General features: G+C 71.4%; 18 protein-coding genes. 11 read left to right on the top strand and 7 right to left on the bottom strand.

Translation table 11 applies throughout. The annotated features are described in order from the left end of the window. Positions 1 to 75 precede the first annotated feature (75 nt). The gene (locus tag ABT053_RS31960; protein ID WP_350974058.1) at positions 76 to 1,143 is read right to left on the bottom strand and encodes a polyprenyl synthetase family protein; all 1,068 of its coding nucleotides are present in this window, start codon (positions 1,141 to 1,143) and stop codon (positions 76 to 78) included. 429 nt (positions 1,144 to 1,572) lie between these two features. Here ABT053_RS31960 and metF point away from each other — a divergent pair, with 429 nt between their 5' ends. Beyond that, a complete protein-coding gene (gene metF / locus ABT053_RS31955; protein ID WP_350974057.1) occupies positions 1,573 to 2,505 on the top strand; it encodes a methylenetetrahydrofolate reductase [NAD(P)H] in 933 nt (310 codons plus the stop codon). Between the two features lie 214 nt (positions 2,506 to 2,719). Here the strand turns inward: metF and ABT053_RS31950 are convergent, their stop codons facing one another. Both ABT053_RS31950 and ABT053_RS31945 read right to left on the bottom strand, forming a co-directional pair. Then, positions 2,720 to 3,277: a GNAT family N-acetyltransferase gene (locus ABT053_RS31950; protein ID WP_350974056.1), complete on the bottom strand. Its 558-nt coding sequence runs from the start codon at positions 3,275 to 3,277 to the stop codon at positions 2,720 to 2,722. 268 nt (positions 3,278 to 3,545) lie between these two features. Continuing rightward, positions 3,546 to 4,022: a YbaK/EbsC family protein gene (locus ABT053_RS31945; RefSeq protein ID WP_350974055.1), complete on the bottom strand. Its 477-nt coding sequence runs from the start codon at positions 4,020 to 4,022 to the stop codon at positions 3,546 to 3,548. 119 nt (positions 4,023 to 4,141) lie between these two features. On the opposite strand from ABT053_RS31945, the gene ABT053_RS31940 reads away from it, so the two are divergent. After that, positions 4,142 to 4,954, top strand: a complete 813-nt coding sequence (locus ABT053_RS31940) for a L,D-transpeptidase family protein (RefSeq protein ID WP_350974053.1) — start codon at positions 4,142 to 4,144, stop codon at positions 4,952 to 4,954. 574 nt (positions 4,955 to 5,528) lie between these two features. Continuing rightward, positions 5,529 to 5,978 (top strand): SAV_6107 family HEPN domain-containing protein, encoded by a 450-nt coding sequence (locus ABT053_RS31935; protein ID WP_350974051.1) that lies wholly within the window; start codon positions 5,529 to 5,531, stop codon positions 5,976 to 5,978. A gap of 235 nt (positions 5,979 to 6,213) precedes the next feature. Here the strand turns inward: ABT053_RS31935 and ABT053_RS31930 are convergent, their stop codons facing one another. The 4 genes from ABT053_RS31930 to ABT053_RS31915 form a co-directional block, all read right to left on the bottom strand. Then, positions 6,214 to 7,344, bottom strand: a complete 1,131-nt coding sequence (locus ABT053_RS31930; RefSeq protein WP_350974049.1) for a PP2C family protein-serine/threonine phosphatase — start codon at positions 7,342 to 7,344, stop codon at positions 6,214 to 6,216. 218 nt (positions 7,345 to 7,562) lie between these two features. Next, positions 7,563 to 8,057: a transcriptional regulator BldD gene (gene bldD, locus ABT053_RS31925; protein ID WP_329424589.1), complete on the bottom strand. Its 495-nt coding sequence runs from the start codon at positions 8,055 to 8,057 to the stop codon at positions 7,563 to 7,565. Between the two features lie 479 nt (positions 8,058 to 8,536). Beyond that, a complete protein-coding gene (locus ABT053_RS31920; RefSeq protein WP_350974047.1) occupies positions 8,537 to 9,961 on the bottom strand; it encodes an amino acid permease in 1,425 nt (474 codons plus the stop codon). Positions 9,962 to 10,127: 166 nt separating this feature from the next. Then, complete coding sequence (locus tag ABT053_RS31915; RefSeq protein WP_350974045.1) at positions 10,128 to 11,372, bottom strand: arginine deiminase; 1,245 nt, start codon at positions 11,370 to 11,372, stop codon at positions 10,128 to 10,130. A gap of 503 nt (positions 11,373 to 11,875) precedes the next feature. On the opposite strand from ABT053_RS31915, the gene pyrR reads away from it, so the two are divergent. The 8 genes from pyrR (at position 11,876) to pyrF (ending at position 22,097) form a co-directional block, all read left to right on the top strand. After that, complete coding sequence (pyrR, locus tag ABT053_RS31910; RefSeq protein WP_350974043.1) at positions 11,876 to 12,457, top strand: bifunctional pyr operon transcriptional regulator/uracil phosphoribosyltransferase PyrR; 582 nt, start codon at positions 11,876 to 11,878, stop codon at positions 12,455 to 12,457. Further along, positions 12,454 to 13,383 carry an aspartate carbamoyltransferase catalytic subunit gene (locus tag ABT053_RS31905; RefSeq protein WP_350974041.1) on the top strand — a complete coding sequence of 310 codons (930 nt, stop codon included), beginning with the start codon at positions 12,454 to 12,456 and terminating at the stop codon, positions 13,381 to 13,383. Before pyrR ends, ABT053_RS31905 begins: the two co-directional genes overlap by 4 nt. After that, positions 13,383 to 14,702 carry a dihydroorotase gene (locus ABT053_RS31900; protein ID WP_350974039.1) on the top strand — a complete coding sequence of 440 codons (1,320 nt, stop codon included), beginning with the start codon at positions 13,383 to 13,385 and terminating at the stop codon, positions 14,700 to 14,702. The genes ABT053_RS31905 and ABT053_RS31900 overlap by 1 nt, the downstream gene beginning before the upstream one ends. A 268-nt stretch (positions 14,703 to 14,970) precedes the next feature. Beyond that, positions 14,971 to 16,233, top strand: coding sequence for a glutamine-hydrolyzing carbamoyl-phosphate synthase small subunit (carA, locus tag ABT053_RS31895; RefSeq protein WP_350974036.1), 1,263 nt, complete (start codon positions 14,971 to 14,973; stop codon positions 16,231 to 16,233). After that, on the top strand, positions 16,226 to 19,522 hold the full coding sequence (gene carB, locus ABT053_RS31890) for a carbamoyl-phosphate synthase large subunit (RefSeq protein ID WP_350974033.1): 3,297 nt from the start codon (positions 16,226 to 16,228) through the stop codon (positions 19,520 to 19,522). The genes carA and carB overlap by 8 nt, the downstream gene beginning before the upstream one ends. 49 nt (positions 19,523 to 19,571) lie before the next feature. Next, the gene (locus tag ABT053_RS31885) at positions 19,572 to 20,423 is read left to right on the top strand and encodes a dihydroorotate dehydrogenase electron transfer subunit (RefSeq protein WP_350974136.1); all 852 of its coding nucleotides are present in this window, start codon (positions 19,572 to 19,574) and stop codon (positions 20,421 to 20,423) included. Beyond that, positions 20,413 to 21,387: a dihydroorotate dehydrogenase gene (locus ABT053_RS31880; RefSeq protein ID WP_344749601.1), complete on the top strand. Its 975-nt coding sequence runs from the start codon at positions 20,413 to 20,415 to the stop codon at positions 21,385 to 21,387. Before ABT053_RS31885 ends, ABT053_RS31880 begins: the two co-directional genes overlap by 11 nt. Next, entirely contained in the window at positions 21,384 to 22,097 is a 714-nt protein-coding gene (pyrF, locus tag ABT053_RS31875; RefSeq protein ID WP_350974030.1) for an orotidine-5'-phosphate decarboxylase, read from the top strand. The genes ABT053_RS31880 and pyrF overlap by 4 nt, the downstream gene beginning before the upstream one ends. Positions 22,098 to 22,722 lie beyond the last annotated feature (625 nt).

The following is a 22,722-nucleotide window of genomic DNA, read 5'->3' as shown; positions in this document are numbered from 1 at the left end:
GTCCGTCGGCCAGATCCGTCGGTCAGGTCCCGAGATCAGATCCGCCGGTCAGATCCAGCCGGTCAGGTCCGGAGGTCAGGTCCGCCGGGAGGTGGCGGCCACCGCGAGGTCGGCCAGGGCCGCGCGGGCCTCGGGAAGGATCGGGGCGCCCTCCAGCGAGCCGAGGGCGTTCTCCAGGTATCCCTTGATCAGGTCCTCGCACGCCACCAGGGCCCCGGTCTCCTCGATGATCCGGCGCAGCCGGTCGATCCCCGCCTCGTCCAGGCCGGGGTCGCCCAGCGTGGCGCGTACCACCTGGGCCTGGGACTCCGAGGCCGCGGCCAGGGTGCGGGCGATGAGCATGGTCCGCTTGCCCTCGCGGAGATCGTCGCCGGCCGGTTTGCCGGTCTCGTCCGGGTCGCCGAACACGCCGAGGATGTCGTCGCGCAGCTGGAAGGCGATGCCCACGGACTGCCCGTACTCCTCGCAGAGCCGGTCGATCCACGGCTCCCTGCCCCGGGCGGCCAGCACCAGGCCGAGCCGGAGCGGCTGCTCCACGGAGTACTTGCCGCTCTTGAAGAGGGCGACCCGCAGCGCGCTGTCGAAGGTGCCCTCGCCGTGCGCCTGCTCCAGAAGATCGAAGTACTGCCCGCACATCAGCTCGGTGCGCATGTCGTCGTGGACCTTCTGCGCCGCCGCCAGCGAGTCGGCCGGCAGGCCGCTGTTCCGCCACATCTCGCCGGACCAGATGAGCATCAGGTTGCCGAGCAGGATGGCCGCCCCCTCGCCGAACTGCTCGGCCGAGCCGTGCCAGCCCGCCTTCCTGTGCAGCTCCTCGAACCTGCGGTGCGCCGAGGGCATGCCCCGGCGCAGGTCGCTGGCGTCCATCACGTCGTCGTGCACCAGGGCGCTGGCCTGGAGCAGCTCCAGCGAGGCCGCGGCGGCGAAGAGCGCGGGATCGTCACCCCCGCCCGCGCCACGCCAGCCCCAGTAGCAGAAGGCGGGTCGCAGCCTTTTGCCGCCCGCGAGGAAGTCCTCGGCCGCCGACACGAGCGGGGCCAGCTCCGGGGCGCTGACCTGCGGGCGCTGTTGTTCGACGAATCGCCGAAGGGAGCGGTCCACCTCGGCCCGGATCGTGTCCAGCGCGGCTGCAGAAGTGATCATCGAATACCTCCAGTGTGGAGACCCTGGGCTTCAGCTCTGGGGGGAAGACGCGGTACGTTGCCGTGCGTTCCGGCAGCGTGACCAGCGGTGATGACGCACCGACCACCGTACGCACGATCGACAAGATCCTCTCCGCCGGTCCGGCGAAGAGGTGGGACGCCTGTGGAGCCGATGTAGCGCACGACACCTCCGGGCTCCTTGCGACTGGCGGTGAGGCAGGAAACCCAATCTACGAAAACTGGAATCCCCCGCCTTCGACGGCGGGAGGAGGTCAGGTAATGAGATTAACGGTCCAAGGGGACATTTCGATCTAGAGGGGTGGTTGTTTTGCACGGTAATTGACACAAGGCCGTTCTACGGGGGGCAGACAAGATCCAGTGGACAAGATCTGATCGGGCACCCGAGCGGCCGGGCAAGTATCCTTGTCCTATGGCTCTGGGTCGCGCATCAATCCTCCCCGATCGTGTCGCCACCGTCCGCGAGCTCCTCGCCGCCGGTGCCCGTTCGTTCTCCTTCGAGTTCTCCCCCCCGAAGACCGACGAGGGGGAGCGTCAGCTCTGGCGCGCCGTCCGCGAGCTGGAGTCGCTGCACCCCACCTTCGTGTCGGTCACCTACGGCGCCGGCGGCAGCACCCGCGACCGCACCGTCGACATCGTCGAGCGGCTCGCCCACGAGACCACGCTCACCCCGGTCGCTCACTTCACCGCCGTCAACCACTCCGTCCGCGAGCTGCGCCACCTGATCGGCCGCTTCGCGGGAGCGGGCGTGCGCAACATCCTCGCCGTGCGGGGCGACCCGCCCGGCGACGTGACGGGCGAGTGGGTGCGCCACCCCGAGGGCGTCCTGTACGCCGAGGACCTGGTCAGGCTCATCCGCCAGTCCGGCGACTTCTGCGTGGGCGTGGCCGCCTTCCCGTACAAGCACCCCAGGTCGCGTTCGATCGAGTCCGACACCGAATACTTCGTGCGCAAGTGCCGCGCGGGCGCCGACTACGCGATCACTCAGATGTTCTTTCGCGCCGAGGACTACCTGCGGTTGCGCGACCGGGTGGCGGCCAGCGGCTGTGACACGCCGATCATCCCCGGGATCATGCCCGTCACGCAGATGAGCACCATCGCCAGGTCCGAGCAGCTCTCCGGCGCGCCGTTCCCGCCGGAGGTGGCCGCGAGGTTCGAGGCCGTCGCCGACGACCCGGCCGCCGTGCGCAGCCTGGGCATCGAGCACGCCGCCGAGCTCTGCCAGACCCTGCTCGACGAGGGCGCGCCCGGCATCCACTTCATCACCTTCAACCGCTCCAGCGCGACCCGCGAGGTCTTCCAGGCCCTCGACCACACCCCGGAGATCAGCCCGCTGCCGGTCTGACGTCCTCGCGCCGTGCCCCCGCTCCCGCCGGGGTACGGCACCCGGTGCTCCTACCGGCCTGGACGGCGTCCGGCGGCCTTGATCGGCGGACCGGTCCCGGGCCGGGATCCGGCGCGGGCGTGCCCGGTCCGGTCGCGGGTCCGGTCCTCCGGGGGAGACGTCCTGTCGTGGACCGTGGACCCGGGGTCCGGGGGCCGGAGATCTGCCCGGTGGCTCAGGCGTCCAGGCCCTCCAGCGGCAGGACGGTCCCGAGGATCGCGTAGCGCTCGTGCCCGCCGGGGAAGACGAACTGCGTGAGCAGGTCCACGAAGCCGATGCTCCGGTAGAGGTGCCGGGCCGCGGTGGGCCGGTCGCGGGTCGAGAGCACGGCGGTGCGCTCCAGGCGGCCCGCGCAGATGCCCGCGATCATCGCCCGGCCGATGCCCTTGCCCTGATAGTCGGGATGGACGTGGATCTCGGCGAGCTCCAGCGCGTCGCCCAGCCAGCCGCGGGCGCTGCCCTCGCCGTGCCTCTCCACGAGGGCCCGCCTGACCACGTCGTGCCACCACTGGCCGGGGACCCCGTGGAAGCCGTAGGCGATGCCCACCGGCGTGCCGTCGGCGCGCTCGGCGAACAGGCAGGTGAAGGCCGGATGGGTGGCGTGGTTTCCCATGATGAGCCTGCGACCGGCGATCTGGTCGGCGGGCGGGCTCATCGCCTCGGTGTAGACGTGGAGGACCGCGTCGAGCCGGAGCGTGAACTCGTCGGGGCCGATCCGTCGCAGTCCGATCACGCGTCGCACCCTAGCAGTGCGGACGTGACGCGGGTCGGCGCGTTGCGCGAGAGCGGTGCCCGGCCTGCACGGCGAGGTTTCCCGGCCTTCACCGCGCGGCTTTCCGGCCTTCACCGCGCGGTTTCCCGGCCTTCGCAGCGGGGTTCCCCGGTCGATCCCGCCCACCGGCGGGCCCGGCCGGGGAGAGGCCTGACCGGCCCCTCCCGGCTTGTGCGAGGGCGTACGAGGTCTCGGCGGCGGTAAGGCGCTCAGGTGCCGTGGGGGGCCGTCACTCGACCTCCACGGGGACCCCGCCGGTGATGCGGACGAGCTCCTCGAAGGAGGTCGGGAAGACGGTGTGCGGGTGCCCGGCGGCGGCCCAGACGACCTCGTGCTTGCTCAGCCAGGTGTCGACCAGGGTCCTGACCGGCGCGGGGTGGCCGATCGGGGCGACGCCGCCGATGGCCTGGCCGGTGGCCGCCCGTACGAAGGCGGGGTCGGCGCGCCGCACCTTCGCCACGCCGGCCGTCCTGGCGATCAGGTCGGTGTCGACCCGGTGGGCTCCGCTGGTCAGCACCAGGAGCGGCTCGCCGTCGGCGTCGAATATCAGGCTGTTGGCGATGGCGCCGACCTCGCAGCCGAGCTGCGCGGCCGCGGTGGCGGCGGTCGGGGTGGCCTCCGCGAAAACGACGATCTCGCCGGGAACGTCGTGCTCGCGCAGGACGGCGGCGACCTTCTCGATGTTCGGATGCAACTTTTCTGGCACGCGGCCACTCTAAACAGATTGACCGTTGATTGCCGCTTTATAACCGGCGGCCTGCACGGGGACCCCGTGCGCTATGGTCCCTTGACCCGATACATAGTGATAAGAGGAGTTGATTGAAAGTGGGGGTTGGACAGCGGCGGGGAGTGGCCGCGCTGATGACGGCCGGGGCCGTGCTCCTCTCTTCCGCGGGCGTCACCCTTTCCGCGGGCGCCGCCGCGGCCCAGGCCTCGGCTTCCCCCGCCGTCGCGGCCGTCGCGGCCGTCACGGCGACGGGGGCGAGCCCGTTCGCCGCACCGGGCAAGACGCTCAAGCTCGGCGCGAAGGGCGCCACGGTGAAGGTGCTCCAGACCCGGCTGGCCGCGCTCGGCTACGCCCCGGGCAGGATCGACGGCCGTTACGGCGGGGCGACCCTGGCGGCGGTCTGGGCCTTCCAGAAGGTCAACGGCGTCACGCCGACCAGCACCGTGGCGCGCCGGACCTGGGCCGCCCTGGAGGCCCCGGTGGCGCCGAAGGTGCTCGTTCCCAACGGGAAGCCGACCCGGGTGGAGGTCAACCTCGCCAAGCAGGTGATGGTCCTCTACGTCGGCGGTGCGGTGAAGCTGATCAGCCACACCTCCTCCGGCAGCGGGATCTCCTACTGCGAGACGGCCACCTGGGAGGGCAGGGCCCAGCGGTTCTGCGGTGACGCCCGCACGCCGACGGGCGACTACAAGACCACCTGGCGCAGGGACGGCTGGCACAAGTCCTACCTGGGCCAGCTCTACAACCCGATCTTCTTCAACGGGGGCATCGCCTTCCACGGCGCGCTGTCGGTGCCGCTGGCACCCGCCTCCCACGGCTGCGTACGGCTGCCCATGCACGTGGCGGAGGTCCTTCCCGGCCTGCTCGGCACGGGGGTGCCGGTGCACGTCAGGGGCAGGTTCGTCCGATAGGCAAGGACTGCTTCGTCCGGTTGGAACGGCGGAGCGGTAGAACGGTAGGACGGCGGAACGGTAGGACGGCGGAACGGTAGGACGGCGGGACCGGCGATCCGGCGGGTGTGACCCCGCCGGTCGTGAACCGGGCCCCGGGAGACGGTGGTCTCCCGGGGCCTTTCGCGTTCTCCCGCTTTTCCCGCTTTTCCCGCGCACCGATCTCCCGGCCCCCTCCGGTGTTTCCTCGCGCGCCCGTCACCCGGGCCCTTCGACGCGCCTTCGCACATCAGGCCACCGGGAACCTCCCGCGTCTCTTAGACACTCGAAGATCGAACTTTTGTTCGCCGTTTTACTTGACAGTATTGGTGATCGAATTTATGTTCGATGTGATGACACGGGGCTCGCGGCTCGTGTCCAAGGGCGGCCGATCAGGTCCACGTCGTCGGCGGAGACGATCGGGCCAGGTCAGGACGGGCGGGGAGAGGGGAAGCTCCTCGTCCGGCCGTCCGGCGGATTTGTCGGTGGGGTCTGCGAGTGTGATACCACCGGCGAAAACGCCGGAGCCGCTCGCGACCAAGGAGGCTGAAGCACTATGACCCCTCGGCTCAGCGATTCCGGTGGGCCCCGGTTGTCCCCCACGGTGCGGGCGCACCTCACAGACGCGCGCGACTGCCTCGAAGAGGCCGCCGCCGCCCGGACCTCCGCCGCGCGCTACGTCGCGGCCCACCTCGCCGCGCTCAGGGCGGCCGCTGCCGTCCTGGCGGCCCGTCCCCGTCCCATGGAGGGCCGCAGGAGGCGCAGGCTGCGCAGTGCCTGGGAGATGCTGCCCGAGGCCGAGCCCCGCCTGGCCGAGTGGGCCCCCTACTTCGAGACGAGCGCGGCCAAGCGGGCCGCGGCCGAGGCGGGCCTGACCCGCACGGTGTCCTCGCGAGACGCGGAGGAGCTCATCTCCGAGGCGGAGCGTTTCGTCACCGCCGTGGAGAAGCTGCTCGGCGTGCCGAGCCAGCCCATGCTTCCCGGCCAGGTCCCCCTAGCCGGTTAGAGCCGGCGCGGCCGCCCACCCGGGGCCGCCGCCCCGGCTCACCGGCGCCGTCCCCGTACGTCCTCGTGCCCACGGGTCCTCCCGGAAGCGCGCGGGACGTACGGGGACGTTTTTCGTGTCACCCGTCCTCGCGCGCCCGTTCGAGCGTCGTCCGTTGGAGCGTCGTCCGTCCGGGCTCCCTGCGACCGAGCGCCTTATTTCCGGATTTCCGGACTTCCGGGCGGTGCCCGCGTCCTCAGGCCGCCGTGGAGTTCTGGCGGGCGGCGCGGTGGCGCAGCAGGAGCATGGCGGCGTCGTCGCCCAGCGGCCTGCCCACGTGGCCGAGCAGGTCGGCGCGGAGGGCGTCCAGCGAGCCCTGGGGGTCGTCGCCGTCCAGCAGGTGCGCCCGCTCCAGCAGCGGGTAGAAGTCGCCCGCCGCGTCGCGCGCCTCGATCACCCCGTCGGTGTAGAAGAGGACCTGGTCGCCCGGCTCGAACGGGATGTGGTGCGGCTGCGGCTCGCTGGCCTTGAGGGCGCTCATGCCCAGCGGGAGCGCCTCGTCCGGCGGGTCGGCGAACCAGATCCCGCCCTCGGCGTCGAGCACCATGGGCGCCGGATGGCCGCAGTTGATGACGGTGATGGTGGAACCGCCGCTGATCTCGGCCAGCACGGCGGTCACGAACTGCTCGCCGGACAGCTCGCGGGTCAGGGCGTTCTCCAGACGCGCCACGACGCCCTGGAGCGTCTTCTCGTCGTGGGCCGCCTCCCGGAAGGCCCCGAGCACCACGGCGGCCGTCTCCACGGCCTCCAGGCCCTTTCCCTGGACGTCGCCCACGATGATCCGTACCCCGTGCGGGGTGGTGACGACCTCGTACAGGTCGCCGCCGATCCTCGCCTCGGCCGTGGCGGAGGTGTAGGAGACGGCGACGCCGATGCCCGGTCCCGCGCGGCGGGGCACCGGGCGCAGCAGCACCCGCTGGGCGGCCTCGGCCACCGAGCGCACGTCGGCGAGCTGGTGTTCGTGGCGCAGCCGACCGGCGCTGGCCAGCACGCTGGCCACGGTGACGCCGAGGATGGCGATGAGGGTGATGTCGGTGCGGGGCATCCAGAGGATGTCGTTGTAGACGCCGAGCGCGAAGCACAGCACCAGGGCGACGACGCCGACCACCGTGGTGCGGGCCAGGCCGCACGCCACGCTGGCGAAGGCCGGGCCGAGAGCGAGCAGCGGCAGGAGGCCGGACGTGGGACCCGAGCCGAAGTCGATCAGGGCCACCACGGCCATCACGACGAACGGCAGGAGTTTCAGGGTGTCCTGGGTCTTGGTGGTGCCGATCGAGGTCAGCAGCCGCAGGAAGGTGCGCGTCTTGGTCGATCCCAGCGACGTCATGACGTCGCGGAGACGGCTTTTCCGGCTGGCTCGAGAGTGATCGAGCCGATCATCTCCCGGAGCCATGTCCACCACATCTCGCTAAACGCATGTTTGCCTTTTCCTACCACAGTGGCGGTGGCCCGGGGCGGGACGAAGGACACGTTCTGCTGAGAGAGCAGGAATCTCTGCGGGGTGGGCACGCCGGTTCCGGCGCACCCACGACCGGTCAGGGGTCGTCAGAAGGACTCGACGGCCCGGCGGGCCTCGGGGTCCAGGACGCCCCAGCTGATGAGCTCCTCGGTGAGCTCGCTGGGGGACTTGTCATAGATCACGGCGAGGGAACGGAGGTCCTCCTGGCGGATGGACAGCACCTTGCCGTTGTAGTCGCCACGCTGGCTCTGGATGGTGGCCGCGTAACGGGCGAGCGCGCCCGCCTTCTCCTTGGGGAGCTGGGCGAGACGCTCAAGGTCGATCACAAGCTTCGGTGTCGGGCCCAGGGGGCTGGGAGCGGCACCTCCCGGCAGCAACTCCGAGACCGGCACCCCGTAGAAATCAGCCAGTTCGGCAAGCTTCTGCACGGTGACAGCACGGTCGCCACGCTCGTAGGAGCCGACGACGACCGCCTTCCAGCGCCCGCGGGACTTCTCTTCGACTCCGTGCAGGGACAGGCCCTGCTGGGTGCGAATGGCGCGGAGTCGTGCACCCAGCGACTTGGCGTACTCAGACGGCATGGTGTGGCCCCCCGGCTCTGTTATGTAGTGCTCTCAACTTGATTGTGCTACCTCGCAACTTATGCCCCGTTCACCGGGTTGGCGCCCGGGGTAGGCACCTTCGGTGACCGATGCGTCGGGGTTCACCCGATAACGCCACGAGGTGTGGTTACGGACAGTGACGGTAAAGCTGTGGGCGCCTAAGGTCAAGCTGATTGGAAAAAAGATGCCGAATCCGGTCCGGTGGGGTCCGCCTCAAACGCCGCACTTGTCCTACTCCACGCCGCGAAACCTCAGGTTTTTCCGGGACTTCAGGAGGATTTCCGCCTCTTCTCCGGGATTCGGGGGGACGTCGTTCCCGGCCTCCGCGGGAGGCGTATGATCTTGAAAGACGCGGCGGCGGGCGATACCCGGTGCGACGGTCCCGCGCGGCCGGGGGCGGGGGTCGGCGTGCCCGCGTGCCCACGTGCCGCGGTCAGGGCCGAACACTGGACATCCGGTCAGCGGACGCCCCGGTTGAGACGCGAGTGGCGGTAGCCGTAGAGGAAGTAGACGACCAGGCCGACCGCCATCCAGATCCCGAAGGCGAGCCAGGTGACGCCGGCCAGGCCGGCCATCACGACGAGGCAGAGGATCACGCCGAGGATCGGCGTGACGGGGAAGAACGGCGTCCTGAAGCCGCGGGGCAGGTCGGGGCGGGTACGGCGCAGGACGAGCACGCCCGCGTTGACGATCGCGAAGGCGAACAGGGTGCCGATGCTGGTCGCCTCGGCGAGCTGGCCCAGCGGGACGAACCCGGCGAGCACGGAGACGAAGGCGGCCACGATGAGGGTGTTGGCGACCGGTACCCGGCGGCGCGGGCTCACCCTCTCGAAGATCCTCGGGATCAGGCCGTCGCGCGCCATGGCGAACAGGATGCGGGTCTGGCCGTACAGCACGGTCAGGACCACGCTCGCGATGGCGATGGCCGCGCCGAAGGAGATGACGAGACCGGGCCAGGTGGCGCCCACGGCCTGTTTCGCGATCACGGCCAGGCCCGCCTCGGTGTTCTCCGGGTCGAAGTCCCGCCACGGCATGGCGCCGACGGCGGCGAGCGCGACCAGGACGTAGACGAGCGTGACGACGCCGAGGGACAGCATGATCGCCAGAGGGAGGTCGCGCCTGGGGTTCCTCGCCTCCTCCCCGGCGGTGGAGGCCGCGTCGAAGCCGATGTAGGAGAAGAACACCTGTGAGGCGGCGGCGGTGACGCCGGCGATCCCCATCGGGGCGAACGGCGCCAGGTTGCCCGAGTCGAACGCGGTGAACGCCACGACGCAGAAGAACGCCAGCACCGCCACCTTGACGAGCACGAAGACCGCGTTGGCGCCCGCGCTCTCGGAGGCGCCGCGCAGCAGCAGCCAGGTGGCGAGCAGGACGATCAGGATCGCGGTCAGGTTGACCACGCCGCCCCGGTCGCCGGGGGAGTGCACGAGGGCCGCGGGGAACGTCCAGCCGAGCAGGTCCCGCAGGAAGGTGTTGAGATATTCGCCCCAGCCCACCGCCACGGCCGCCACCGAGACGGCGTACTCCAGCATCAGGCACCAGCCGCACACCCACGCCACAAGCTCGCCCAGGGTGGCGTACGCGTACGAGTACGACGACCCGGAGACGGGGATCGTGCCGGCCAGTTCCGCGTACGACAGCGCGGAGAACAGGGCGGTGACGGCGGCCAGCAGGAAGGCGACCAGCACCGCGGGGCCCGCCTTGGGCACGGCCTGGCCGAGGATCACGAAGATGCCCGTGCCGAGGGTGGCGCCGACGCTGAACAGGGTCAGCTGCCACAGGGTCATGGTCCTGCGCAGCTCGCCGCCCTCGCCGTGGCCGCCCTCGGCGACGATCTCCTCGGCGGGCTTGGTGCGGAACAGCCCGCGTGCCGGCGACGTCATCCGTTCTCCCCCTCCTGCTGTGGCCCGTGTGGTGATGGTCCGCCCTGCGGGGAGGACGGACCAGACCCGTTTTCCGGAAACCGGGAGATCCGCGGGGAGATTCGTCCAGGAGATCTTCACGTGTCGCGCGGGACCCGGCCTTCCGGGCGGCGAACGGAGGGGGAGGTCAGATGCCGTCGCGTTCGAGCGGGCAGCTCATGCAGCGCGGGCCGCCCCGGCCCCGGCCGAGCTCGCTGCCCCGGATCGTGATGACCTCGATCCCGTTCTCGCGCAGGTGGTTGTTGGTGGTGGTGTTGCGCTCGTAGGCGACCACCACGCCGGGACGCAGGGCCAGCACGTTGCAGCCGTCGTCCCACTGCTCCCGCTCGGAGGCGTACACGTCCTGCGTCGCGCTGAGGACCTTGATGTCGTCCAGCCCGATCGCCCGAGCGATGGCCCGGTGCATGTCCTCCGGGGGGTGGTCGGTGATCTTGAGTTCCTTCTCGTTGTCGCCGGGCTCGACCGTGTAGGAGGGCAGCATGCCCAGCCCGGCGAACTTGGTGAAGACGCCGACGTCCACGTTGGTCATGACCGTGTCCAGGTGCATGAAGGCCCGCGCCTTCGGCATGTCCAGTGCGACGATTCTCGTCGCGGCCCCCCGCTTGAACAGGCTGCGCGCGAGCATCTCGACGGCCTGGGGCTGCGTGCGCTCGCTGATCCCCACCAGCACCGCGCCCCGGCCGATGACGAGCACGTCGCCGCCCTCGATGGTGGCGGGCGCCGCGGGGATGCCGGGCATCCAGACGTTGTAGCCGCCCTCGTCCGGCCGGTCGTAGCCGGACGCGAAGGCCGGGTGGTAGCGGTAGATCGCCTCCATGTTGACGGTCTCGCGGCGGCGGGCCTTCTTCCTCATCGCGTTGATCGAGACGCCGTCGTAGATCCAGCAGGAGGTGTCGCGGGTGAACAGGTGGTTGGGCAGCGGGGGCAGGACGAAGTCGTCCGGCCTGAGCGTGTGGAAGGCGAGGCTCTTGGGGTCGGTGCCCATCTCCACCATCTCGCGCTTGGTGATGCCGCCGGTGAGATAGCGCGGGAGCACGACGGAGTCCATCGAGTCCAGCGCGTTGCGGATCGCGTCGACGGCCATCGGGCCGAAGTAGCGCTCGTCGGCGACGCCGTCCAGGATGTGCTTGCGCGCCTCGGGGATCTCGACCGTCTCGCGGAGCAGGTCGGAGAGCATGTAGACGGTGACGCCCTGGTCGACCAGGAGCTTCTGCCACTCCTCGTGCTCCTCCACGGCGCGCTGCACCCACAGCACGTCGTCGAAGAGGAAGTCGTCCTTGTTCGACGGCGTGAGCCGTTTCAGGGCGAGTTCCGGCCTGTGCAGCAGGACCTGGTGGAGCCGGCCGACCTCGGAGTCGACGTGAAAGGCCATTTCTCTTCCTTCGCGGCTGGAGCGGCTGGTGCTTTTGGCGCTCTTGGCGCTCTTGGCGCTCTTGGCGCTTTTGGGGCGGCTGTGCTTCCCAGTGCGTTCGGTGTTTTCTGGTGCGTTCGGTGCTTTTGACGCGTCCGGTGACGAGCGCCGTGGCCTCGGCGCCGGTGGCGGGGTCGGATGGAGCCGGATGGAGCCGGATCGGGCTGGATGGGGCTGGATGGGGCCGGCCGCCGGGGCCGGTGTTCGAGGCCGCGCCCCGGCCGCCGTCCGGGGCGTGGTCGTCGTGCTTCGCTGGTACGGATGTAAAGCGCATACCCGGAAGAACCAAGGGGAAGTCAGCGAAGATCGTGATATTTATTCACTTTTGAGAAGATTGCTGGGCAGGATCTTCGGCGTTCGGAGAGCGGACCCCTGTTCGGGCGAGCCTTCGCCCGGCTGGTACCGTGAAGGCGTTGACTTCCTTTAAGACCCGTCCCGTGAGGCGGGAAAGGTGGTGTTTCTCCTTGGCCGAGGCCATTTCGCGTTCGCTCCCGCATGCGCAGGGCAACGCCCACGCCGTTCTCGAAGGGCCTGACATCAACCGGGCCCTCATCCGCATCTCCCACGAGATCCTCGAACGTACCAAGGGCGGCGAGAACGTCCTTCTCCTGGGCATCCCCACCCGCGGCGTCCACCTGGCCCGCCGCCTGGCCGCCCACATCAAGCAGTTCGAGGACCGCACGGTGCCCGTCGGCTCCCTCGACGTCACGATGTACCGCGACGACCTCCGGCTGCGCCCCGCCCGCGCGCTGGGCCGCACCGAGCTGCCCGCCGAGGGCATCGACGGCAGGGTGGTCGTCCTCGTCGACGACGTCCTCTACTCGGGCCGCACCGTCCGCGCCGCCCTCGACGCCCTCAACGACCTGGGCCGCCCGCAGGCCGTGCAGCTCGCCACCCTGGTCGACCGGGGGCACCGCGAGCTGCCCATCCGCCCCGACTACGTGGGCAAGAACCTGCCGACCGCCAAGTCGGAGAGCGTCAAGGTCTACCTGGAGGAGAACGACGGCCGCGACGCGGTCCTGCTGCTGAAGGAGGAGGACCGGTGAAGCGGCATCTCATCTCCGCGGCCGACCTGACCCGCGACGACGCCCTGCTCATCCTGGACACCGCCGACGAACTGGCGAAGATCTCGGAACGTTCCATCAAGAAGCTCCCCACCCTGCGGGGCCGCACGGTGGTGAACCTCTTCTTCGAGGACTCCACCCGGACCAGGATCTCCTTCGAGGCCGCGGCCAAGCGCCTGTCGGCCGACGTCATCAACTTCTCCGCCAAGGGCTCCAGCGTCTCCAAGGGCGAGTCGCTCAAGGACACCGCGCTCACCCTGGAGGCGATGGGCGCCGACGCCGTCGTGATCCGCCACGGCGCCTCCGGCGCGCCGTACCGGCTGGCCGGATGGGTGCGCGGCAGCGTCGTCAACGCCGGCGACGGCACCCACGAGCACCCCACCCAGGCCCTGCTCGACGCCTTCACCATGCGCCGCCGCCTGGGCGCGCTGGACGGCAGGAAGATCACCATCGTCGGCGACGTGCTGCACAGCCGGGTGGCCCGCTCCAACGTGCTGCTGCTGGCCACGCTCGGCGCCGAGGTGACCCTGGTCGCCCCGCCGACCCTGTTCCCGGTCCAGGTCGGCTCCTGGCCGTGCGAGGTCTCGTACGACCTCGACGCGGTGCTGCCCAAGTCCGACGTGGTGATGATGCTGCGCGTGCAGCGCGAGCGCATGAACGCGGCGTTCTTCCCCACCGAGCGGGAGTACAGCCGCCGCTACGGGCTCGACCGCGACCGCGTCGCCAAGATGCCCGACCACGCCATCGTGATGCACCCCGGCCCGATGAACCGGGGCATGGAGATCGCGGCCGAGGTGGCCGACTCGCCGCGCTCGACGATCGTCGAGCAGGTCGCCAACGGTGTGACCGCACGCATGGCCGTCCTGTACCTGCTGCTGGGCGGCGCCGACCTCGGGGGAGAGATCTGATGAACGACCGCATCGGGGCCACGCGTGACGGCATCGTCATCAGGGGCGCCAGGATCCTCGGCGGCGAGCCGGCCGACATCCTGATCCGCGACGGCCTGCTGGTGGAGATCGGCCAGGGGCTGACCGGCGGCGAGACCGTCGAGGCCGAGGGGCTGATCGCGCTGCCCGGCCTGGTCGACCTGCACACCCACCTGCGCGAGCCCGGCCGCGAGGACGCCGAGACCGTCGACACCGGCACCCGTGCCGCCGCGCTCGGCGGCTACACCGCCGTGCACGCCATGGCCAACACCGAGCCGGTCGCCGACACCGCGGGCGTCGTCGAGCAGGTCTGGCGCCTGGGCCAGGAGGCGGGCCACTGCGACGTGCAGCCCGTCGGCGCCGTCACCGTCGGCCTGGGCGGCGAGCGCCTCGCCGAGCTCGGCGCGATGGCCGACTCCGCCGCGCGGGTCCGGGTCTTCTCCGACGACGGCAAGTGCGTCTCCGACGCGGTGCTCATGCGCCGCGCCCTGGAGTACGTCAAGGCGTTCGACGGCGTCGTCGCCCAGCACGCCCAGGAGCCGCGCCTCACCGCGGGCGCGCAGATGAACGAGGGCGCGGTCTCCGGCAGGCTGGGCCTGACCGGGTGGCCCGCGGTCGCCGAGGAGGCGATCATCGCCCGAGACTGCCTGCTCGCCGCCCACGTCGGCTCGCGCCTGCACATCTGCCACGTCTCCACGGCCGGTTCCGTGGAGATCATCCGCTGGGCCAAGTCCAAGGGCTGGGACGTCACCGCCGAGGTGACCCCGCACCACCTGCTCCTCACCGACGACCTGGTCGAGGACTCCCCGGTCGGCTCCTACAACCCGATCTACAAGGTGAACCCGCCGCTGCGCACCCGCGCGGACGTCGAGGCGCTGCGCGAGGCCCTGGCCGACGGCACGATCGACTGCGTCGCCACCGACCACGCCCCGCACCCGGTCGAGGACAAGGAGACCGAGTGGGCCGCCGCGGCGATGGGCATGATCGGCCTGGAGACGGCGCTGGCCGTGGTCCAGGAGGCGATGGTCGACACGGGTCTGCTCGACTGGGCCGGGGTCGCCGAGCGCATGTCCCTCGCCCCGGCCAGGATCGGCAGGCTCCAGGGTCACGGGCGGCCGATCGAGGCCGGGGCCCCGGCCAACATCACCCTCTACGACCCGTCGGTACGTGCCGCGGTGGATCCCGCGGGCTACGCTTCCAAGAGCCGCAACACGCCCTACGAGGGCCTGACGCTGCCCGGCCGCGTCGTGGCGACCTTCCTGCGCGGCAGGCCGACCGTCCTGGACGGAAAGCTCACGTGAGGGTCCCCGTCCGCCGCTCCCGGGCGATCGCCGCGACCCTCGCGGCCTCCGGGACCCCGGGAACCCCGGGGATCTCCGGAACCGCCGGGGTCTCCCGGACCGCCGGACCCCCCGGGACCCTCGGGCTCTCCGGGCCCGCCGGGATCACCGGCCCCGCCGGGATCTTCGCGGGACGCGGGAGTGTCCCGCCCGGCGGGGGTACGGCGACCCAACATGCCGGATATTTCATACTTTGCGGAGCTGTAACCGAGATGATCGGGGTGTGTGAGTGACCGCAGTGCTAGTGCTGGAAGACGGCCGCGTCTTCCGCGGGACCCCCTACGGCGCCGAGGGCGAGACCTTCGGCGAGATGGTCTTCAACACCGGGATGACCGGCTACCAGGAGACGCTGACCGACCCGTCGTACCACCGCCAGATCGTCGCGATGACCGCGCCCCACATCGGGAACACCGGGGTCAACGACGAGGACCCGGAGTCGTCGCGGGTGTGGGTGGCCGGATACGTGGTCCGCGAGCCCGCCAGGACGGCCTCCAGCTGGCGCTCCAACCGTTCCCTGGACGACTACCTCAAGGAGCAGGGCGTCGTCGGCATCGCCATCACCGGCACCCGCGCCCTCACCCGACACCTGCGCGAGCGGGGGGCGATGCGGGCCGGGGTCTTCTCCGGGAAGGCCCTGGCGCCGGTCGAGGAGCTGCTGCAGCGGGTGCTGGGCAGCCCCGCGATGGAGGGCGCCGACCTGGCCGGGGAGGTCTCCACCCCCAAGCCGTACGTCGTGCCCGCGATCGGCCCTAAGCGGTTCACCGTGGCCGCCGTCGACCTCGGCATCAAGGCGATGACGCCGCACCGGATGGCCGAGCGCGGCTGCGAGGTGCACGTGCTGCCCGCCTCCGTCACCGCCGGGGAGATCCTCGCGCTCGGCCCCGACGGGGTGTTCTTCTCCAACGGCCCCGGCGACCCCGCCACCGCCGACGGCCCTGTCGAGGCGCTTCGCGGCGTCCTCGACGCGGGCGTCCCGTTCTTCGGCATCTGCTTCGGCAACCAGCTCTTCGGGCGGGCGCTGGGGCTGGGCACCTACAAGCTGCGCTACGGCCACCGGGGCGTCAACCAGCCGGTGCAGCACCGGGGCACCGGCAAGGTGGAGATCTCCGCGCACAACCACGGCTTCGCCGTGCGGGCGCCGCTGGAGGGCGTGTTCGACACGCCGTACGGACCGGCGGAGGTCAGCCACGTCAACCTCAACGACGACTGCGTCGAGGGGCTGCGGCTGCTGGACCGCCCGGCGTTCAGCGTCCAGTACCACCCCGAGGCCGCGGCGGGCCCGCACGACTCGGCCGGCCTGTTCGACGACTTCTGCGCGTTGATGGAGCGCGGGCGGGGAACGGTCGGTGGGGTCGGCACGAGCGCGAGCGTGACCACGAGCACGAGCGCGACCACAAGCACGAGCCCTGAGCGGTCGAGGGGACGAGCGGGCGAAGTGGCCGGCGAGGAGCCGACCACGACCACGAGCACGGAGGGAAGCAAGGGTGCCTAAGCGCACGGACATCCAGTCGATCATGGTGATCGGCTCAGGGCCGATCGTGATCGGCCAGGCCTGCGAGTTCGACTACTCGGGCACCCAGGCCTGCCGCGTGCTGCGCGCCGAGGGCTTCCGCGTGATCCTCGTCAACAGCAACCCGGCGACGATCATGACCGACCCCGAGTTCGCCGACGCCACCTACGTCGAGCCCATCACCCCCGACATCGTCGAGAAGATCATCGCCAAGGAGCGGCCCGACGCGCTGCTGCCCACCCTGGGCGGGCAGACCGCGCTCAACACCGCGATCTCCCTGTACGAGGCCGGGGTCCTGGAGCGCTACGAGGTCGAGCTGATCGGCGCCGACGTCGACGCCATCCAGGCGGGCGAGAACCGCGAGCTGTTCAAGGGCATCGTGGCCAAGGTCGCCGCCGAGCGCGGCCTCAACGCCGAGTCGGCGCGCTCGTTCGTCTGCCACACCATGGACGAGTGCGTGGCCGCCGCGGGCGAGCTGGGCTACCCGCTGGTGGTGCGGCCCTCCTTCACTATGGGCGGGGTCGGCTCGGGCTTCGCGCACGACGAGGAGGGGCTGCGCCGCATCGCCGGGGCGGGCCTCGACGCCTCGCCGACCACCGAGGTGCTCCTGGAGGAGTCCATCCTCGGCTGGAAGGAGTACGAGCTGGAGGTCATGCGCGACCGGGCCGACAACGTGGTGATCGTCTGCTCGATCGAGAACATCGACCCGATGGGCGTGCACACCGGCGACAGCGTCACCGTGGCCCCCGCCCTGACGCTCACCGACCGCGAGTACCAGAACATGCGCGACGTGGCCATCGCGGTCATCCGCGAGGTCGGCGTCGACACCGGCGGCTGCAACATCCAGTTCGCCGTCGACCCGCGCACCGGCCGCATGGTCGTCATCGAGATGAACCCCCGCGTCTCGCGCTCCTCGGCGCTCGCGTCCAAGGCCACCGGCTTCCCGATCGCGAAGATCGCCGCCAAGCTGGCCATCGGCTACACCCTGGACGAGATCCCCAACGACATCACCAAGGAGACCCCGGCGTCGTTCGAGCCCTCGCTCGACTACATCGTGGTCAAGGTGCCGAGGTTCGCGTTCGAGAAGTTCGCCGGGGCCGACCAGACCCTCACCACCCACATGAAGTCGGTCGGCGAGGCGATGGCGATCGGCAGGTCCTTCCCCGAGGCCCTGCAGAAGGCGCTGCGCTCGCTGGAGAAGAAGGGCGCCTCCTTCACCTGGGCCGGGGAGCCGGGCGCCAAGGACGAGCTCCTGGCCGCCTGCCGGGTCCCGCACGACGGGCGCCTGTTCACCATGCAGCAGGCCATCCGCGCCGGGGCCACGATCGGGGAGCTGTCGGAGGCCACCTCCGTCGACCCCTGGTTCCTCGACCAGCTCTTCGAGATCGACGAGGTGGCCGCCGAGCTGCGCGACGCGCCGCAGCTGACCGCCGAGGTGCTGACCCGGGTCAAGCGGTACGGCTTCAGCGACGCGCAGATCGCCGAGCTGCGCGGCGTGACCGAGCCGAGGGTGCGCGACCTGCGCCACGCGCTCGGCGTCCGCCCGGTCTACAACACCGTCGACACCTGCGCCGCCGAGTTCGCCGCCCAGACCCCCTACCTGTACTCCACCTACGACGAGGAGACCGAGGTCCCCTACGGGGAGCGCCCCAAGGTCCTCATCCTCGGCTCGGGGCCCAACAGGATCGGCCAGGGCATCGAGTTCGACTACGCGTGCGTGCACGCCTCCTTCGAGCTGTCGGCGGCCGGATACGAGACCGTCATGGTCAACTGCAACCCCGAGACGGTCTCCACCGACTACGACACCTCCGACCGCCTCTACTTCGAGCCGCTCACCCTGGAGGACGTCCTGGAGGTCGTCCACGCCGAGCAGCAGACCGGTCCCGTGGTGGGCGTCATCGTCCAGCTCGGCGGCCAGACCCCGCTCGGCCTGGCCCAGTCGCTCAAGGACGCGGGCGTCCCGATCGTCGGCACCTCGCCCGAGTCGATCCACCTCGCCGAGGAGCGCGGCGCGTTCGGCAGAGTTCTCGCCGAGGCGGGCCTGCCCGCGCCCAAGCACGGCGTCGCGGTGACGGAGGACGAAGCGCTGGCCATCGCCGCCGAGATCGGCTACCCGGTGCTGGTGCGCCCCTCGTACGTGCTGGGCGGCGCCGGGATGGCCATCGTCTACGACGACGACACCCTCACCGCCTACATGGCCAAGGCGGGCGCGGCCAGCGACCACCCGGTGCTGGTCGACAAGTTCCTCGACGAGGCCGTGGAGATCGACGTCGACGCCCTGTTCGACGGCGAGGAGCTCTACCTCGGCGGCGTGATGGAGCACATCGAGGAGGCCGGGATCCACTCCGGCGACTCGGCGTGCTCGCTGCCCCCGATGACGCTGGGCGGCTACGACATCAAGCGCATCCGCGCCGCCACCGAGGCCATCGCCAGGGGGGTGGGCGTGCGCGGCCTGCTCAACGTGCAGTACGCCATGTCGGCCAACATCCTGTACGTGCTGGAGGCCAACCCCCGCGCCAGCCGTACGGTCCCGTTCGTCTCCAAGGCCACGGCGGTGCCGCTGGCCAAGGCGGCGGCCAGGGTGATGATGGGCGCCACGGTGGCGGAGCTGCGCGCCGAGGGCCTGCTGCCCGCGACCGGCGACGGCGGCACCATGCCGCTGGACGCGCCCATCGCGGTCAAGGAGGCCGTGCTGCCGTTCAACCGCTTCCGCGGCGTAGACATCGTGCTCAGCCCCGAGATGCGCTCCACCGGCGAGGTGATGGGCATCGACGAGTTCTTCGGCACCGCCTACGCCAAGTCGCAGGCCGCCGCGTACGGCTCGCTGCCCACCAAGGGGCGGGCGTTCGTCTCGGTGGCCAACCGCGACAAACGCGCGATGATCTTCCCGGTGAAGGCCCTCGCCGACCTCGGGTTCGAGATCCTCGCCACCGAGGGCACCGCCGAAGTACTGCGCCGCAACGGCGTCCGTGCCAAGATCGTGCGCAAGCACAGCGAGGGGACCGGCCCCGAGGGCGAGCAGACCATCGTCCGGCGCATCCTGGACGGGGAGGTGGACCTCATCGTCAACACCCCGTTCGGCAGTCCCGGCCAGTCGGGGCCGCGCCTGGACGGCTACGAGATCCGCACCGCCGCCGTGCTGCGCGCCATCCCCTGCATCACCACCGTCCAGGGACTCGCCGCGGCCGTACAGGGCATCCAGGCGATCGTCCGCGGCGACATCGGCGTACGGTCCCTCCAGGAGCACGCGAAGCGTTTGCGGAGCGGCTGAGGAGCGGGCCGGTGCCTTAGCGGAGGTGAGGGAGACGCCTGTTACCCCGGTGCAGGTGACCGGCACGGTGCTGACGACGCGCCGCGTCGACGCCTACCATGCGCTGACGGTGGTGGCGCCCGGCATCGCCGAGCGCTTCCGCCCCGGCCACTTCGTCGGGGTGGCCGTCGGCGGGGCGCGGACGTCGATGCTGACGCGCCGCGCCTTCTTCGTCCACGACGTCAAGCCCGACTACGGGGGCACGGTCGAGTTCGTCTTCTCCGTAAGGGGTCCGGGCACGGCCTGGCTGGCCGAGCGCCGGGCCCGCGACACCCTCGACCTGGTGGGCCCGCTCGGCCGCCCGTTCCCGCTGCCCAGGGACCCGGTGACCTGCGTCCTGGTCGGCGCCGAGCACAGCTCGGCGACGCTGTTCACCGTGGCCGACGCCCTCCAGGGGCGCGGCTGCCGCGTCGACTTCGTCCTCGGCGGGGTCTCCGCCGACCGGGTGTTCGGCGCCCTGCGCGCCAGGAGGATGGGGGAGACCACCACGCTGACCACCGAGGACGGCTCCCTGGGTATGCGCGGCCGGGTGACCGACGTGCTGCCCGGGGTGATCGCCGACGTGCGGGCCGACGCCGTCTACGCCTGCGGCCCGATGCCGGTGCTGCGCGGCGTCACCGCGGTGGCGGTCGAGTTCGACATCCCCGTCCAGGTGGCCGTCGAGGAGGGGATGGCGTGCGGGATCGGCGTGTGCATGACGTGCGTGCTCCCGGTCATCGGCGACGACGGTGTAACCCGGATGGTGCGCTCGTGCGTCGAAGGACCGGTCTTCAGGGGCGAGCGCGTCCGCTTCGACGACGTCGGGACGATCCCGTTCGACGCGCTGGGAGCGCCCGGTGGGGGAACGCGGAATGCCGGTTGACATGCGGACGTACCTGGGGCACGTGGAGCTGGTCAACCCCGTCACCACGGCCGCCGGGTGCGCGGCGTCGGGCTCGGAGCTGGCCCAGTTCTTCGACCTCGCCAGGATCGGCGCGCTGACCACCCGGTCGATCACGATGGCCCCCAGGGCGGGCCGCCCGACCCCCAGGATGGCCGAGACGCCCTCGGGGATGCTCAACGCCGTCGGGCTCCAGGGGCCGGGCGTGGACGCCTTCCTGGAGCGCGAGCTGCCCTGGCTGGCCCAGCGGGGGGTGCGGACCGTGGTGTCCATCGGCGGCGGCACCGTGGCCGAGTACACCGCGCTGGCCCGCAGGCTCACCGACGCGCCCGGGGTGACCGCGGTGGAGGTGAACCTGTCCTGCCCCAACATCGAGGACCGGGGCCGGGTCTTCGCCCGCGACGGCGCGGCCTCCGCCGAGGTGATCGCCTCGGTGCGGTCGGTCATGCGCTACGACGTGCCCGTGGTGGCCAAGCTCTCCCCGGACGTCGTGGACATCGTGAGCGTCGCCCGCGCGTGCGTGGACGGCGGCGCCGACGCGCTCTCGATGATCAACAACCCGCTCGGCATGAGCATCGACACCGAGGCCATGCGTCCCGCGCTCGCGGCCGTCACAGGCGGCCTGTCGGGACCGGCCATCCGGCCGCTGGCCGTACGCTGCGTGTGGCAGGTCCACGCGGCCCTGCCCAGCGTGCCCATCATCGGCATGGGCGGCGTGCTGACCGGCAGGGACGCCTTCGAGCTCATCCTCGCCGGAGCCTGCGTCGTCGCCGTGGGGACGGCGCTGTTCCACGACCCCTACGCCTGCCTGCGCATCCTCCGCGAGCTGGAGGAGCTCCTGGCGGCCCGGGGGTTCCACCGGCTGGCCGACGCGGTCGGACTGGCCCACCGCCCGCCGGGGGCGTCCTCCCGGCACCGGATAGATCTTGAGGAGAGTTCCCTGTGACGCCCGCACCCATCGCCGTCGCCCTGGACGCGCCGGACCTCGAGACGGCGGCCCACTGGGCGAGCCTGGTGACCCCGCACGTCACCACTGTCAAGGTCGGGCTGGAACTCTATCTCCGCTACGGCCCCGACGTGATCGCCTCCGTCAGGGGCGCCAGCGGGGTGCGGGTCTTCCTCGACCTGAAGCTCCACGACATCCCCAACACCGTCGCGGGCGCCGCCAGGGCCGTGGCCCGCCTCAAGCCCGCGATCCTGACCGTGCACGCCGCCGGCGGCCCCGCGATGATCCGGGCGGCCGTGGAGGCCATGCCCAACACCCAGATCGCGGCGGTGACGTTGCTCACCTCGCTCTCGGAGGCCGACCTGGAGCAGATGGGCGTCAACGGGCCCTCTGAGGACGCCGTACGCCGCCTGTCGGCCCTCGCCGTCGCCGCGGGCGCCCAGGCCCTCGTCTGCTCGCCGCGCGAGGTCGCCGCGGTGCGCGCCGAGGTCGGGCCCGGCATCACCCTCATCACCCCCGGCGTCCGCCCCGCCGGCGCCGCGAGCCAGGACCAGGCAAGGGTGGCGACCCCCGAGCAGGCGCTGGCCGACGGGGCCGACCTTCTCGTGATCGGCCGCCCGATCACCGGCTCCGCCGACCCGGGCGCGACGGCCGCGGGCATCGCCGCCGCCCTCCGGCGCGTCGCCGCCTCCACGGGACGCGGCGCGTAACCACCGCCGGGGAGGCCGCCTGGCGCGGCGTTTGGCACGGTCCCAAGGAGCCGTGGGGCGTCGCGTCCGGCATGGTCCCGGAGAGCTTCGGCAGGTCCCGGGGAGCCGCGGGGCGCCGCGTCCGGCGTGGTCCCGGGGAGTCGCCGGGCGTCGCGTCCGGCATGGCTCCGGGGAGCCGCAGGGTGTCGCGGGCGCCCTGTCCGGCGTGGTCCCGAGGAGTCGCGAGGTGTGGCTGGGCGTCGCGTCCGGCACGGTCCCCGGGGAGCTGCGGGGCGTCGCGTCGGGCATGGCTCCGGGGAGCTGCGGGGTGTCGCGTCCGGCACGGTCCGCGAGGAGCCGCCGGGTGCCGGGGGTGATCCGTCGTACGGCGCGTTTGGCACGGTCCGGAAACCGGCCGGAGTCGCGGGAGGCACGGTCGGGAAACCCGCCGGCGTCATGAGCGAGGGGCCGGAGAGCCGTCGGGCGTCGCGGGTGGGGTAACGCCGGAAAGCACCCGGTTTCGCGTGTGCGGGGACTCCGGGGACCGCCGGGCGTCGCGGGTGGGACAACCCCTGAAAACTCGGCGTCGAGGGCAGTTTCGTTGACGCAGGGCGACACGGCGATCACGGAAAGTCACGAAGTAGAT

Origin of the sequence: Streptosporangium sp. NPDC002524, from assembly GCF_040295985.1 — a bacterium.
Lineage (GTDB): Bacteria > Actinomycetota > Actinomycetes > Streptosporangiales > Streptosporangiaceae > Streptosporangium.
Note: the sequence above shows the minus strand (reverse complement) of the source record. Positions and strands in the feature narration are given on the sequence as shown.

Bases quoted from the DNA above. Each gene is read 5' to 3' on its own strand.
- ABT053_RS31915 (WP_350974045.1), bottom strand. From the start codon at position 11,372: ATGGCCTTTCACGTCGACTCCGAGGTCGGCCGGCTCCACCAGGTCCTG.
- bldD (WP_329424589.1), bottom strand. From the start codon at position 8,057: ATGCCGTCTGAGTACGCCAAGTCGCTGGGTGCACGACTCCGCGCCATT.
- ABT053_RS31900 (WP_350974039.1), top strand. From the start codon at position 13,383: ATGAACGACCGCATCGGGGCCACGCGTGACGGCATCGTCATCAGGGGC.
- ABT053_RS31935 (WP_350974051.1), top strand. From the start codon at position 5,529: ATGACCCCTCGGCTCAGCGATTCCGGTGGGCCCCGGTTGTCCCCCACG.
- ABT053_RS31880 (WP_344749601.1), top strand. From the start codon at position 20,413: ATGCCGGTTGACATGCGGACGTACCTGGGGCACGTGGAGCTGGTCAAC.
- ABT053_RS31930 (WP_350974049.1), bottom strand. From the start codon at position 7,344: ATGACGTCGCTGGGATCGACCAAGACGCGCACCTTCCTGCGGCTGCTG.
- ABT053_RS31960 (WP_350974058.1), bottom strand. From the start codon at position 1,143: ATGATCACTTCTGCAGCCGCGCTGGACACGATCCGGGCCGAGGTGGAC.
- ABT053_RS31920 (WP_350974047.1), bottom strand. From the start codon at position 9,961: ATGACGTCGCCGGCACGCGGGCTGTTCCGCACCAAGCCCGCCGAGGAG.
- metF (WP_350974057.1), top strand. From the start codon at position 1,573: ATGGCTCTGGGTCGCGCATCAATCCTCCCCGATCGTGTCGCCACCGTC.